8 protein-coding genes are annotated in these 13,552 nt (G+C 73.4%); 2 read left to right on the top strand and 6 right to left on the bottom strand.

Annotated features, from left to right (window positions below):
* The first annotated feature begins 98 nt into the window (after nt 1-98).
* Nucleotides 99-1,109 (top strand): endonuclease/exonuclease/phosphatase family protein, encoded by a 1,011-nt coding sequence (locus tag AC4IJH_RS01760; protein WP_490849628.1) that lies wholly within the window; start codon nt 99-101, stop codon nt 1,107-1,109.
* Between the two features lie 129 nt (nt 1,110-1,238).
* Here the strand turns inward: AC4IJH_RS01760 and AC4IJH_RS01755 are convergent, their stop codons facing one another.
* Both AC4IJH_RS01755 and AC4IJH_RS01750 read right to left on the bottom strand, forming a co-directional pair.
* Entirely contained in the window at nt 1,239-2,207 is a 969-nt protein-coding gene (locus AC4IJH_RS01755; protein WP_490849627.1) for an SMP-30/gluconolactonase/LRE family protein, read from the bottom strand.
* Nucleotides 2,208-2,445: 238 nt separating this feature from the next.
* A complete protein-coding gene (locus AC4IJH_RS01750) occupies nt 2,446-3,759 on the bottom strand; it encodes an MFS transporter (protein WP_490849626.1) in 1,314 nt (437 codons plus the stop codon).
* A gap of 239 nt (nt 3,760-3,998) precedes the next feature.
* Between AC4IJH_RS01750 and AC4IJH_RS01745 the strand changes: the two genes are divergently transcribed.
* The gene (locus AC4IJH_RS01745; RefSeq protein WP_490849625.1) at nt 3,999-4,871 is read left to right on the top strand and encodes a helix-turn-helix transcriptional regulator; all 873 of its coding nucleotides are present in this window, start codon (nt 3,999-4,001) and stop codon (nt 4,869-4,871) included.
* Between the two features lie 23 nt (nt 4,872-4,894).
* Here AC4IJH_RS01745 and AC4IJH_RS01740 read toward each other — a convergent pair whose 3' ends face one another.
* From AC4IJH_RS01740 to AC4IJH_RS01725, 4 genes are read right to left on the bottom strand one after another with little or no spacing between them, the layout of a single operon-like run.
* Nucleotides 4,895-6,166, bottom strand: coding sequence for a TIGR02679 family protein (locus AC4IJH_RS01740; RefSeq protein ID WP_490849624.1), 1,272 nt, complete (start codon nt 6,164-6,166; stop codon nt 4,895-4,897).
* A complete protein-coding gene (locus tag AC4IJH_RS01735) occupies nt 6,163-10,407 on the bottom strand; it encodes a TIGR02680 family protein (RefSeq protein WP_490849623.1) in 4,245 nt (1,414 codons plus the stop codon). Before AC4IJH_RS01735 ends, AC4IJH_RS01740 begins: the two co-directional genes overlap by 4 nt.
* Nucleotides 10,404-11,771, bottom strand: a complete 1,368-nt coding sequence (locus tag AC4IJH_RS01730; protein WP_490849622.1) for a TIGR02678 family protein — start codon at nt 11,769-11,771, stop codon at nt 10,404-10,406. Before AC4IJH_RS01730 ends, AC4IJH_RS01735 begins: the two co-directional genes overlap by 4 nt.
* Nucleotides 11,768-13,318 (bottom strand): TIGR02677 family protein, encoded by a 1,551-nt coding sequence (locus tag AC4IJH_RS01725; protein WP_490849621.1) that lies wholly within the window; start codon nt 13,316-13,318, stop codon nt 11,768-11,770. Before AC4IJH_RS01725 ends, AC4IJH_RS01730 begins: the two co-directional genes overlap by 4 nt.
* Nucleotides 13,319-13,552: the final 234 nt, after the last annotated feature.

The raw sequence follows: 13,552 nt of genomic DNA, 5'->3' as shown, positions 1-13,552 counted from the left end.
CCCTCCCACCCCTCCGCTCCCTCCTGTCGCGGAAGTCCGGCACACGTGGCGCTACGCCCCGTACCGCGCTGGGCCCTTGGTCTGCTCCCCTCGCCCTGGTGGTCACCACCGCGCTGCTCGGCCCGGCGGCCCCCGGGCACGCGAGCCCGTCCACCGCTCCCAATCCTTCGAAAGCGCAGGTGCGGGTCCTGGCCTGGAACATCTTTCACGGCGGGAAGGACGCGGGCCTGGGCGGTGAGGCCAACTTGCGGCGGGTGCTGGACCAGGTGGTCGCCACCGCACCGGATGTCTTCTTCGCGGTGGAGACGTACGGATCGGCCGACGCGATCCGCACGGCGCTCACCGACCGGGCGGGCAAGGGTGCGTACAGCGCGACACAAGTCACCTCGGGCAGCAGCGACAACCTGTGGATCTTCACCCGCTACCCGGTGACCAAGGTGTACCCGAAGCCGAAGGGCAGCACCGTCACCGACTTCAACCTCGGCGGGATCCGCGCCGCGCTGCCCAACGGCCGGGAGGTGAACTTCTTCGACACATGGCTGAGTTACACCGATCCGTGGATCGGCGACATGATCGACGCCAACGCGGCCGCCGTGGCAGCGGGCAGAACACCGCCCTACAGCGCCGCATCCGTACGGGACGCCGAGGGCGGAGCCCAGGTCCCGCAAATCCAGAACATCATCAAGCAGCAGCTGCCGTACATGCTGGCCGGAAACTCCGACCCCGTGGTCATCGGCGGCGACTTCAACACCGTGCCGGCCGGAGACTGGGCCACCAACTGGTCCGGCTGCACACACCACTTCGGCCTGTCCTACGACCTCCGGGCAACCGAAGTGGTCACCGATGCCGGCTTCACGGACACCTTCCGCGCCGCACATCCCGACGTGTGCACCGCCCCCGGCCGCACATGGAGCCCGCTACCCGAGTACGGAAACATGCTGACCAAGGACCGGATCGACTTCATCTTCGCCAAGGGCGCAGGAGTATCCGTACGCGACTCCCACACCCTCGACCAACGCTTGCCCCACCACGGCCCCGGCCCCTTCTACTCCGATCACGCCGCGGTGGTCACGGACCTGGAGTTCGGGGCCGGCGGCAGCGCCGGGTAGCGCTGCCCCGGTCCTGCCCCATCCCCGACCCCAGGGGCCGGCCCCTGGGCCCACTGGGGACGTGCCGCACACCGTTGGCGCGCGCCTGAACGCCGACGAGGGGCGTGTGCCGGGATCGGTGCCCTGGGGTCAACCGGCCGACGGGTCGGCGCCGGCCGGGACTTCGTAGATTCGGCCGTCGACGCCTGCCCGGTAGAGCTTGCCTGCCGAGAATCCGCGGGCGCCGTGGCCGTAAGTGAGCTGGGTGGACAGGTGCATTCCTGAGGCGATGGTGCACAGGCGTGCGTTCTCGGCGCGCCAGATCTGGCCCGATGCGTGGGTGGCGATCAGGGGGCGTCCCTGGCTGTCGAGGGTGAGGCCGTCGGGGAGGGCGAGGGTGTCGGAGGGGTCGGTGGAGATCCAGCGCTGCGGGTGTGCCGGGTTGTCGGCCGGGATGCGGTAGAGCCCGGGGGCGATGGTGGTCTGGATGACGTAGATGTGCTGTCCGTCCGGGGAGACGGCGATCCCGTTGGGCTGTGGCACCCGGGCCCAGGAGGGGTTGACCCGGCCGTCCGGTGTGACGCGGCCTATGCTGCGCCCGCCCAGGGTGGTGGTGTACACGGTGCCGTCGGGCGCCAGGGCGACGCCGTCGATGCCGCCGAGCCCGGAGGCGTACGTGGTGACCCTGCCGGATTCCGGGTCCACCAGCAGGAGCTTGGAGGCCGGAAAGGCATCGCCGGTCAGTGAGTGCAGGAGGTCGTTGCCGGTGCCGACGAGGAGGCGGCCGTCGTCGCGTACGACGATGCCGCCGTTGGCGCCTATGTTCCCGGTGAGCGGCACTGGGGCGCGGCCCGGCCCGTCGATGCGGTAGACGCGGCCGGTGAAGTACGCCGTGGCGAACATCCGGCCCTGCTTGTCGACGACGATCGACTCGACCCAGTCGGGGATGCGCGCCACTTGGACCGGCGGTGCGGATCGGGTGGCCTCGCAGGCCGGTGCCGCATACGCGGGAGCGGGCGCCAGCGCACCCGCGGCCGCGGCCAGTACGGCCACCGGCACGATGCCACGGCGCGGCCCGCGTAAGGCGGCGCGGAGCATCCGGCGCAGCTTCAGCTTCATCGGTTCCCCTTTGTAGTCGGGTCCATGGTCCGTCTGCCCGCCGAAGTATCGGCTGCGGGATCTCCCTGCGCCACCCCCTCCCCCGCCGTCACACGGGTCTCGGCACTTCAGCGGGGCGCGGGGAGTGCGAGGACGGGCGAAAGGGCCCGTCGTTGCCTTGAGTTCAGCCGCTCCGCCGAAGTGGAGGGTGGCCTGCCGGTGTGACGGCGGCTGGCGGGGCGGCCACCGCCGCTGTGTGTCACCGCCGCGGCAGCAGCACCCCCGCGCCCAGCGCCGTGGCCGCCAGCAGGCCTGCGGCGAGCAGCAGGCTCTCGCGCATGCCCGGTGCGAAGTCGCCTGCCAGGAGTGCGCCGAAGACGGCGATGCTGAGCGCTCCGCCGGTCTGGCGGCTGGTGTTGAGCAGTGCGGCGGCCGTGCCGGCCCGCTCGGCGGGGACGCTGTCGAGCATCAGGGAGGTGAGTGGCGGCATGGCCAGGGAGCCGCCGACGCCCAGGGGGATCATCAGCAGGGTGGTCGCCCACGCGGGCGTGCCGGTGTCGGCGGCGAGGAGCCCGGCGCAGCCCAGCGCGCAGGTCAGCAGGCCCGCGACGACCACCGTACGCCGCCCGAAGCGGGAAACCGCCTGCGGGGAGCGGTAGTTGACGAGGGCGGTGACGGCCGCCATCGGGACGAACATCAGCCCGGCCGAGAGCGCCGACTGGCCCCGCTGTTCCTGGAAGAAGAGGCTCAGGACGAACACCCCGCCGTAGAAGGCGGCGTTGAGGGCGAAGCCTGCGACGACCGGTACGGTGACGCCGCGTTGCCGGAACAGTTCCAGCGGCAGCATCGGTGTGCGCCGCCGTGCCTCGACGGCCACGAAACCCGCCCCGCACAGCAGCGCGACCACCGCGGCGGCCAGCACGGTGCCGGTGAGCCCGTCGTGCCCGCCCTCGATCACGGCGAAGGTCAGTGCGGCCAGCGCCAGGACCGCCGTCAGCTGTCCCGGCAGGTCGAAGGAAGCAGGGTGGCGCGGGGAGCGCGCCGCCCGGGCCAGGAACAGGAAACCGGCGAGCCCGGCGGGCGCGTTGAGGCAGAACACGGCGCGCCAGCTCCACTGTGTGGTGAGCCATCCGCCCAGGACGGGCCCGGCGGCGATGGCCACCGCGCCGCCGACCGTCCACAGCGCGATGCCGCGCGCCCGCGCGGCCGGATCGGGGAAGGCCTGCCGGATCAGCGCCAGCGACGCGGGCACCATCACCGCCGCCGCGCTCCCCTGCACCACGCGCGCCGCCGTCAGCGCCCCGAGCGTCGGCGCCGCCCCGCAGGCCAGCGAGGCGAGAGTGAAGACGCCGAGCCCCCAGCCGTACGCACGCCGCGCGCCGACCGCGTCCGAGAGCGCACCGGCGGAGAGCATCAGCGCCGCGAACATCAGCGTATAGCTGTCAACGACCCACTGAAGTCCGGCCATTGAGCCGCCGAGCTCTCCTCGCACGGCGGGCAGCGCGACGTTGACGCCGGAGACATCGACCGTGATCACGAAGAAGCCGAGAACGGCAGCGGCCAGTGCTGCCACGGCAGAGCCCGGCCGCCCCGGCTCACCCCGGACACCCGCCCTCGCCTCATCTTCCACGCCAGCCCCATACTGCGCCGTGCTCATCGTGCGCCACTCCTCACTGCGCTGTCCCCGCCGGATACGGAAGACAGCGTGATCGGCGCCCGCGGCTCCCGGCAGGCCGAGCCGTACGGGGGAGCGCGGTGCCTGGCCCTGATACGGCCCCCCTGCGCGCGTAGCCTCTTTGCGACAATGACCGGATGAGCGAAGGTACGGAACTGGGCCGCTTCCTCCGCGCCCGCCGCGGGCAGATCCGCCCGCAGGACGTGGGCCTGCCCGCCGGTACGGGTATCCGCCGCACTCCGGGGCTGCGCCGCGAGGAGCTGGCGACGCTGGCCGGGGTCAGCGTCGACTACTACACGCGGCTGGAACGCGGCCGCGAGACCCGGCCCTCACCCGCCGTCGTCGCCGCGCTCGGCACGGTGCTCCGGCTCTCCGATGACGCGCTGCACCGGCTGCACGAGCTGGCGGCACTCGCCGCGGGCCAGACACCGGCGCCTTCCCCGGACCCGGCGCGTACGGTACGGGAGTCGGTGCGCACCCTGCTGGAAACGCTGCGCCCCTCACCGGCCTACGTCGTCAGCCGCACCAACGACCTGCTGGCCGCGAACCGGCCCGGCCTGCGCCTCTTCCCCGGCATCACGGACTGGCCGCGGGAACGCCGCAACATCACCCGCTATATGTTCCTGCACCCCATGGGCCGCCGGCTGTACCGCGACTGGGAGAAGATGGCCGCCCACAGCGCGGCCCACCTGCGGGCCATGGCAGGCGCCGACCCGGACATGCCCGACCTGGCCCAGCTCGTCGGCGAACTCGTGGTCAAGAGCCCGGAGTTCGCCCGCCTCTGGGAGCGCTACGACGTACGAGCACGCGGCGGCGGCCAGAAACACTTCCACCACCCAAAGGTCGGCTCGATGTGCCTCACCTTCGAGGTCATGTCCATCTTCCGCACCGACGGCCAACGCCTCGTCACCTACCAGGCCCCACCCGGCACCCCCGACCACGACGCCATGCTCCTCCTGGACATGGCCAGCCCCGAGACGGCGCCCCTGCCGGAGGAGGCCGAGCGGTAGCCGGGCGGGCACGCACAGGCCGGTCAACTGCCGCTCGCGCCACCCCGTGCGGCGATGACGGCAAGGTCTTCCAGCAGTCCGTCCACGACGAGTTCCTCGACCACCGCGATGGTGTGGTCCGCCATCGCCGGTGCCAGTTCCGGGTCCCAGGGGGCCTCGGTCAGCCGTCCCGGCGCGGGTCCCGTCGGCTGGTGGGCAGCGGCGGCGCGGTAGTCCGCCGCTGTCATGCGCCAGGGCCGGGCGGGCGTCTTGTCCAGGACGTACGCGGCGATGCGGATGCCCTCGCCGTCGAAATCGCCGTGGTAGCGAAGGTCGGCACCGTGGTCCGCGAGCAGGCGCAGGAGGCGGATCGCCGCGCTGTTGGGCCAGCCGGACGTACAGACCATCGGCGGGCAGTCCGGGCCGAAGCGCCGCAGGGCGAGGGCCAGGATGCTGGGATTCTCCGTGATGTGGACGGCGGGCGCGGGCGTTGCCGGAAGGCTGAACTGTCCAGGGGCGCGCAGCTGGGCGAGGGTGAGGCTGGCCGGTTGTCCGGCTTCGGCGCACACGCGCGCCACTCGGGCGAGCGGCCCGTCTCCGGTGGGGCGCAGGCCGGCGCAGAGAACGGTGGTGGACAGCTCGTCGTCGGCGATGCCCGCACGGGCCCACAGGGCGCGCCGGTCCTGTGCGGTCTGTGGCGAGTCGGCGCCGTAGACGGCTGCCAGTGCCCGCAGCACCAGGGAGGAAAGGCGCGTGCCGTCGTCGAGGGCGTGGGAGTCGCCGTGCAGAAATCGCGCGGCGAAGGCGGGCAGCGGCTCGCCTTGGGCGGGAAGCGCCGCCAGCACGACGAGCGCGGCGGTGAGCAGCTCGCGGGTGCGCGCCGGCGAGCCGCCCACGAGGCCGGCGGTACGGCAGGCAGCGGCCCATTCGGCGAGGGCAGGCTGGGCCCGTACCGTGTCGTGGTCTGCCAGCCATGCCCACAGCTGGGCCCGTTCGTCCTGCTGGCGGCGGCGCTCGGCAGCGCGGTTGTGCACGGGGCCGACCAGATCCGTGACGACGTCGCGCACCGTACGGCCGCAGAGATCGTCCACCGCCTGTTCGAGGCGGTCCAGCGGTACGCAAGGGCGCGCATCCGGCAGCCGGTCGAGGCCGAGAAGGTCGGCGAGGGCCGCGCGCTCGGTGTCGTCGAGCGGCCCGACGCGTACCCGCGTCACGGGTCGCCCGGAGGAGAGGCGCTCATGGACGGCCCGCCACAACGGCCTCAGCTCGGGGCGGCGCAGGGCGCGTTCGCCGGGATGCGTCCCCGTGTACGTCATGCCGGCGATGCTCCTGTCGCGTCCGCGGACGTGCCCGGCCCGGTCGCGGCAGCCTCCGCGAACAGGGTGCCCTCCTGCGGCTCCGGTCCGTCCTGGTCCGCCGCCAGGTCGGTGCCGTTCCACACGAACCGGGCGCTGGTGACCGCGTCGTCGCCGTCCGCGCCGGTGAGCAATTGGTGGACGGCGATGCCGGGCAGCTCCCCGTACGTGCACCACTCGTGGTCGGAGGTGACCATCAGGTCCAGGTCGAGCGCGGCCAGCAGGGCGAAGATCTGGCCGCGGTTGACGGTGTCGACCCCGACGAAGACCTCGTCCAGCAGGATCATGCGGGGCGCTTCGGGCACGGCTTCGTAGTGGGCGGAGACAGCGGCGAAGAGCGGCAGGTGCAGGGCGACGGCCTTCTCGCCTCCGGAGAGCGCGCCGTGCAGCTTCTTGGTCAGTGGCTGCCATCCTGCCCCGTTCGCGCGGTCGAGCCGGACGGTGAAGTGGTGCCAGGCCGTGTAGTCGAGCACCTCGCCGAGCTGCTCCTCCCAGCTGGCCGCCGTATCACTGTCCTTGGCGTGGTCGATGCGCGAGCGGAAGAAGCCGTGCAGCGCCTCCCGGTCGGCCTCGGTGATCCGGCCCGGGTCCTTGAGCAGCAGCTCACGGGCGGTGCGGGTGCCGTCCGGCAGGTCCGGGCGGACCTGCCAGACCAGCTGGACGGCGATGTTGGAGGCGGTGCGGACGCGCTCCAGGTGGCCGTTCATGCGGTCGACGAGTTCGTGGGCCTGGCGGATGCGGGCCGCGAGGTGGCGGCGGATGTCACCGGTGAGGATCTGGTCGAACAGGCGCCGCTCCGCGCCGTTGATGTCGTCCCGGCTGCGGTCCCGCTCCTGCGTCAGTGTCGTCAGCAGCCCCGTCGCCCCGACGCGTACGCCGTCCAGAGTGGCGGTGAAGAGCTGGACGTCGTCGTCGGACTCCACGTCCAGGTCGGCGCGGGCGCCGAGGTGCTGGCGGGCCAGGTGGACCGCTTCGGACAGCCGGTTGGCAGCATCGCCCAGGTTGCGTGGCGCGTACGGGGTGTCCGGCCACGTGGCCGCGGTCGCGCGGGCGGCCTCCAGGGTCGCTTTCGTACCGTCCTCACCGGCGAGCTCCAGCGTGATGCCGGCGTCCTCGGCCAGGCCGAGCAGGCACAGATGACGGAACCGGCGGGCCGCGCCGTCCCGGGCGGTGACGGCCTGCTCCTTCCGCTCGGAGTCCTGTTCGCTGGTGGCCCGCAGTTCTCCGATGCGCCCCTCCAGGCGGAGCAGGTCGTCACCGGCCTTCCTGGCTTCCTCGCGGCAGCGGGCCAGTTCGGTCCGCGTCTCGGCGACCCGCGCCACGACCTGCCGGTAGTCCTCGCCGACGGTGGACTCCACCGCCTCCAGTCGCGCCCGCAGCCCCTCCGCCTCGGCTTGTGCGGCGGTCGCTTCGTCGCTCTGCTCCCGGGCGGCCTGGAGCGAGCGGTCCGCCTGGGCGGCCAGCTGCGCGGCGCTCTCGGCGGCGGCCGCCGCGCCGAGGAAGGCGTCCACCCAGGTGTCGGCGGTCTCCCGGAACGCCTCGACCGCGGTGGACAGTTCCCCCAACAGGGCGCGGTCGGCGGGCAGCCCGTGCTCCGCCGACCGGTGGCTCAGCGCGCGCAGCGCGGCCGCCGTCGCCTCCTCGCACTGCTCCAGGCGCGCCGCCGCGTCACGTACGGCGTCGTCCCGTGCGGCCACCCGCTCTTCGGCCCGGTCCCCCTCGCGACGCCGGGCATCCAGCTCCCGGTGATCCGGACGGGCCGCCAGGTCCACGTCGAGGCGGGAGCGGCGGGCAGCCAGCGCGCGCAGTGCGTCGTCGAGCGCGGCCAGTGAGGCGTTCACCTCGCTGATCCGGTCGGCGAGTTCGGCGATACGGCGCTGCCGGGCCCGCTGCCGGGCGAGGGTACCGATGTGGGCGGGCTCCGGCTTGCTCCAGCTGCCCTCGGCGGGGGCGAGGCGCCAGGCTCCGTCGGCGCCGACGGCCGCCGGGTGCAAGTCGGGCAGGTGCGTGCCGTACGCGATGCCGGCGAGAAGGCGGGTGACGGTCTCGGCCGGGACCGGGATGCCCTCTTCGGGGCGCAGCACCTCCAGAAGGTTCGGGCCCGGGGCAGGCGCGGCCAGGGCGGCCTCGGCGCGGGTGTCGTGGCCGGGCAGCGCGACGCCCTCGTGGGGGCTGACCCAGGCGTCCAGCAGCCCTGACGCCTGCAGTGCGGCTTCCACGCCCGCCTGTACGGCGGCGGGGACGTTCTCGCGGAAGGCGACCAGACGCCACAGCGGCGCGCCCGCCAGGGCCGTACGGTCCGTGGTGCGGGTGGGCGGGGGTGCAGGAGGAAGGTCGGTCTCCTGGCGCAGCCGTTCCACCTCCCCCAGCAGTGCGTCCCGTTCGTCCAGCAGCCCTTGGCGCGCGGCCCGGGCGGCGGCCTCGCCTTCGGCGATCTCCCGCTCCACCTTGCGCAGGGCGGCATCCACCAGGCCGGTCACCTCGGCCTCCGAGGACGCGCGGCCCGCGAGTTCCCCGGGGTCGGCGATCGGCAGTTCCGTGCAGGCCTCGGCCCAGGCGCGCAGCCGTTCCGCTTGTCCGGCGAGGGCGTCTTCCCAGGCGCGGACCGCCTCGTCCCGCAGCGTGACCGCCTCCGCGAGCCGGGTCCGGGTCCGCTCCAACGTGTCCTCGGCCGCGCCGCGGTCACCTACCGCGCGTTCGTGTGCGTCCATCGCCTCGGCGACGCGCACGATCTGCTGCCGTCGGGCGGTGACCGCGCCCCGCTGCAGTTGCCGGGCGCGCCGGGACCGGTCCTCGCCCGACGCGCCACCGGCCGGTGCGTCCTCGCCGGTCCGGCCGGCTGCCCTCGGCAGCGTGACGTCGACGGAGGTCCCGTCCAGGAGCGCCTTCGCCTCGTGGTGGACGGACTCCAGGCCTGCCGCCCGGGCGGACCGGCGGGCGTCCTCGGCGGCTTCGTCGGCGTGGTCGTTGCGTGTACGGGCGCGGCGCGCGGCCTGCTCGGCCTGCGCCTGGTCCTGCTCCGCCCGGCTCTGCCGGCTCTCCGCGGCAGAGCGCAGCCGCCCGGCGGCGGCCCGGGCCTCGTCCGTACTGCGGCGGAGCCGGTCGAGTTCGGTGCCCCGCTTGTAGGCGTCGCTCTCCCGCAGCCCCTCGATGGTCTCCTCCAGCGCGTGCCCGCGCCGCTCGTGCTCCTCCCGTCGCACCTGGGCCGACTCCCGTTTCTCCAGCGCCTGTTCGTGCTCCTGGGCGCTCTCCCGGGCGACGCGGGTGAGGTTGTCCATCTCGGTGGTCGCGGAGATCACCGCGGCGGCGCCGGCGCGCAGGACACGCCGCGCGTAGGACCGCTGCCGGGAGGCGACGGTCTCCGCCGCGGCTACCTCCTCGTCGAGTCGTTTCAGATGCTCGCGCTGGCGGTCCAACCGCTCGAATCCCTCGGCGAGTTCGGCGATTTGGCCCTCGCCCAGTGGCGGCAGGGCGCGCGAGAGCAGGGTGGACAGCAGGGACGGGTCGAGGCGCTCGGACAGCTTGGGCTGGCGCAGCTGGAGCAGAGCCGTCAGGAGCGATTCGTAGCGCTGCTCCCCCATGCCGGGGAAGAGCACGCGCCGTACCGCGGCGCGGTAGTCGGTGGCCGAGGAGTGCAGCTCGCCGCGGCCGCGCAGGGCCTCGGCGAGAGCGGCCCGGGCCAGTGGCTGCGTCGACTCGTTGACGAGGGACAGGCCGCCGGGGTGGCCGATGCGGCTGGTGGTGGTGAAGTAGTCGGTGTGGACCCCGCTGGTGTGCACGCTCGCCTGAAGCCTGGCCCCGCAGGTGAACCACCGCTGCGTACCGTCCTCGCCGATGCGGCGGAACTCCGTCCACACGTACCCGACACGTGTCTTGCCGGAAGCCCCTTCGCCCATCAGGTTCCAGTGCATGGTGCGCTCCGAACCTCCGAAGGTGGACAGGCGGTTGGGGCGCAGGTTGGCGTCGAAGAGGAACGGCAGCAGCAGCTCCAGGGCCTTGGACTTGCCCGAGCCGTTCTGTCCCCGCAGCAGCAGGCGTCCCTGGTGGAAGGCGAAGGTCTCGTCGTAGTAGCGCCAGACGTTGAGGATGCCCGCGCGGTGCGGCTGCCAGCGGCTGAGGGGTGCGCCCTCCGCTGCCCCGGACGGCGCGGCCTCTGCGGAGGGCTTCTCCGATCGCCGCACCGCGAGTTCGGTCACACTCACCACAGGCCCCCATCGTCCAGGCCGCCGTCCGCGGCGGCCGCATTCCGCGTCTCGGGCACGTCCGTGCTCTTGCCGACCGTGCTCTTACCGCCCAGGGGCGGCCCGTCCGGCTCCGTGCTCTTCGCCTCCGCGACCCGGTAGCGGTACGCGGCCGGGCGGGCCACCGTGCGTCCCCCGGCCCGGCGGACCAGTCCGACGTCGCACAGCACCCGCACGGCGTCCTCGGCCAGCCGCGCTGCCCCGTCCTCGGACCGGTACGCCTTCGCCCATCCGGGAAAGCGGCGCAGCAGCTCGCCGCCGGTCTCGGTGAGCTGCTCGGGAAGCATCCCGCCCGGCGCGGCGGTGACGCGCTCCAGCAAGAGCAGCGCGGCGACGCGGGCGGTGGAGGTGTCGTCGGGGAAGCGGAGGTCGGTGGCCAGTGCGTCCGGGTCGACGAGCAGGAATCCCTCGGCCCGCTCCTCCAGGACGAACCCGGCCTGTTCGACGGCGCGGCGCAGGATCTGACGTCCCGTCAGGGACGTGGCGTACGCCAGCTCGTCCTCGGTGAGGTCCTCGCGGTAGAGCACGGGGTCGTCGAAGAGGCGGCGCAGCACCGAGTGGCGCAGCCACAGGTTGCGCTGCGCATCGGAGACCACCGCGGGTTCGCCCTCGGCCTGCCCCTCGTCCGCCAGGGGGATGTTGGCGCCGTAGCGCTGTTCCCGCACCAGCCCGGCGAGCAGTTCCTCGAACCGCAGCGGCACTTCGTCCGGCGGTACGGCCTGCCGGGAGGCGCCGACGGGCGCCGCGGGAAGCCGCATCAGCAACGTGGTGTCCACGCGGTAGAGCACCTTGGCCTCCGCCGACTCCACGTACGCCTCCGTGGCTCCGTCCACGGCCCGCAGCACTCCGTAGGACTCCAGCAGCTTCAGGACGTCGACGAACGCCGACCGCTCCGGCCGGCGGACCGGTTCGAAGGCGGGCAGCACGTCGTCGGCTGCGGTGGCCTGCACCACACGGTCGGCGAGCAGGCCGATGGTGGTCATCGGCATCGACAGCAGCTCGGCGGCGGCCACGCAGAGCAGCACATAGCGCCGGCGGTCGAACGGCGCCCGGCCGGAGCGCGTCCTGCGGGCCGGGCGGGAGGCGTCGGTGGTGAGGGGGCGGACCTTGGCCAGGCGTGCGTACCCGCGCCGGGCCTCGACCACCAGGCTCCAGCCGCAGGTGTAGTCGAACCACTTGGTCAGTGGCTCGCGGCGGCGCCGGACCAGGTCGAAGCCGACCGGGTCGGCGCCCTCGGTGAGCAGGGGCTGCGCCAGAAGCAGGCGGACGCCCCGGGCGACCTCTTCCCGCTCGGCGGTCGCCAGTTGGTTGGCGAGCGTACTCATCCCGCCGACTCCTCTCGCCGCTCCGGGGCCGTGACGGCGCCCGCCCCGCCCGCCGTGCTGATGTGTACGGCGTAGTCCGGCCCGGCCATGGCGCCCTGGGCCGTGCGCAGCACCGCGGTGCGGCTGTCGGGCGGCGGGGCCAGCGCGATCTCCACCCGTCCGTCACCGGTGCTGGCACGCCGCAGCCCGGCGGCGTCCGGGCGGGCGGACAGAGCGCGGCCCAGCAGATCCAGCAGCCGCTCGAAGGTCGCGGGGTCGAGTGCGCCGAAGGAGGAGAGCCGCACCTGTCCTTCCGTGGCCAGCTCCTGCCATGCGCGGGCGAGTTCGGCTCGTTCACGGCGGGCCCGCTCGGCGCGCTCCGCTTTGACCGCCGCGACATCGCGCACCTTGGCCGTACGGGTGAAGCGCTCGGTGCGGCCGCTGGTACGCAGCAGCGCCGACACCTCCACCGGCGGGGCCTCGGCCCACGGCAGCGAGGGCGGGATCAACTCGGGGTCGGCATGGGCGAGATGGGCGTGGCGCGCCGAGCCCAGTCCGAAGGCCGCCGACCACAGCCGGTGCAGGTCCTCCTCGCCCGGGGCGGCGGCGAACCAGCGCGCCAGCTCCCGGAAGTCCTGGACGGCGCTGGAGGAGCGGCGCCGCGACTCGTTGATCCGCTCGAGGACCTGGAGCAGGGAGATGATGGCCCGCCGGGCGATGTCATGCAGCTGGTCGATTCTCGGCCGCTCCCCGCCGTCCGTCAGGAACCATGCCCGCAGGCCTGCCCAGCGCGCTCGCCGGCTCTCCAGCCAGGCGGGCGCGGGGTCCTCGCCTGCGACCGGCGGCAGGTCGGCCCCGCGCAGCGCGCGCTCGCGCAGCACCGCTATGCCCTGGTCCTCCACCCGGGTCACTGCGGCGGCCACGGCCTGCCCACGCCGGTCCAGATTGACCAGGAACTCCTGCAAGTACGCGACGGTGGCGGCCTTCACCTCACGAAAGACGTCCAGGTCCGCGCCCTCGGCGCGCAACAGGCGCTGCAACTCGCCGTTGAAGGCCTTGGTGTTCTCCACCAGAGCCTCAAGGTGGGCCTCCAGCTCCCGCAGCGTGCTGAAGATCCGGCGGTCGACGGCGGCGGGCTCACCGGCCAGGAGACACAGCTCGTCGAGCCGGTCGGCGATCGCCTCCAGGACGGCGCTCTGCAGCGCCCCCGTCTCGGCGAGGACGTCCAGCGCGTGCCGCACCCCGGCGAGCGCCGCCTCGCCGCGCCGGGTCAGCGAGTACTGCAGATTGCGCCGCTCGTATTCCTCGGCCGTGCGGTAGTTCTCGGCGTGGTTGTGCACCACGTCCAGCAGCCCCCAGCGCACCAGCTGCTTCAGCGCGTCGTACAGCTCCTCGTCCTCGATCGCCGCCAGCCAGCCCACCCCGCGCAGCCGCTGGCGTACCCCGTCCAGCCCCAGCGCCGTCTCCAGATGCTCTCCTGCCACACCGAAGGCGTCGAGCACCGCCGTGTACAGATCGGCGCGCTCGCCCGTGGTGAACCGGAACATCTCCGTGGGAACCCTGCGCACGACCCGTCTACCCCCTCCGCCTCAGCCGCCCCCGACTTCTACCGTATAGGCAGGCACTGACACCCCGGCTGGGAGCTCAGCATGGCAGTCGGGCAACCCCACCGACCGCTGTACGGCCAATGAACCGAGAACCTGCCACTCTCCCTGCTCCCGAATCCGCCTCCCGAATCCGCTCGGCTTCTGCGCAGGGCATGGGAAAGGCGCCTGAACCGGGCCGATGCCGGTCAGGCGCCT

It is taken from the genome of Streptomyces sp. UF-297 (assembly GCF_058245575.1).
This window is presented reverse-complemented; position numbering and strand designations above follow the sequence as displayed.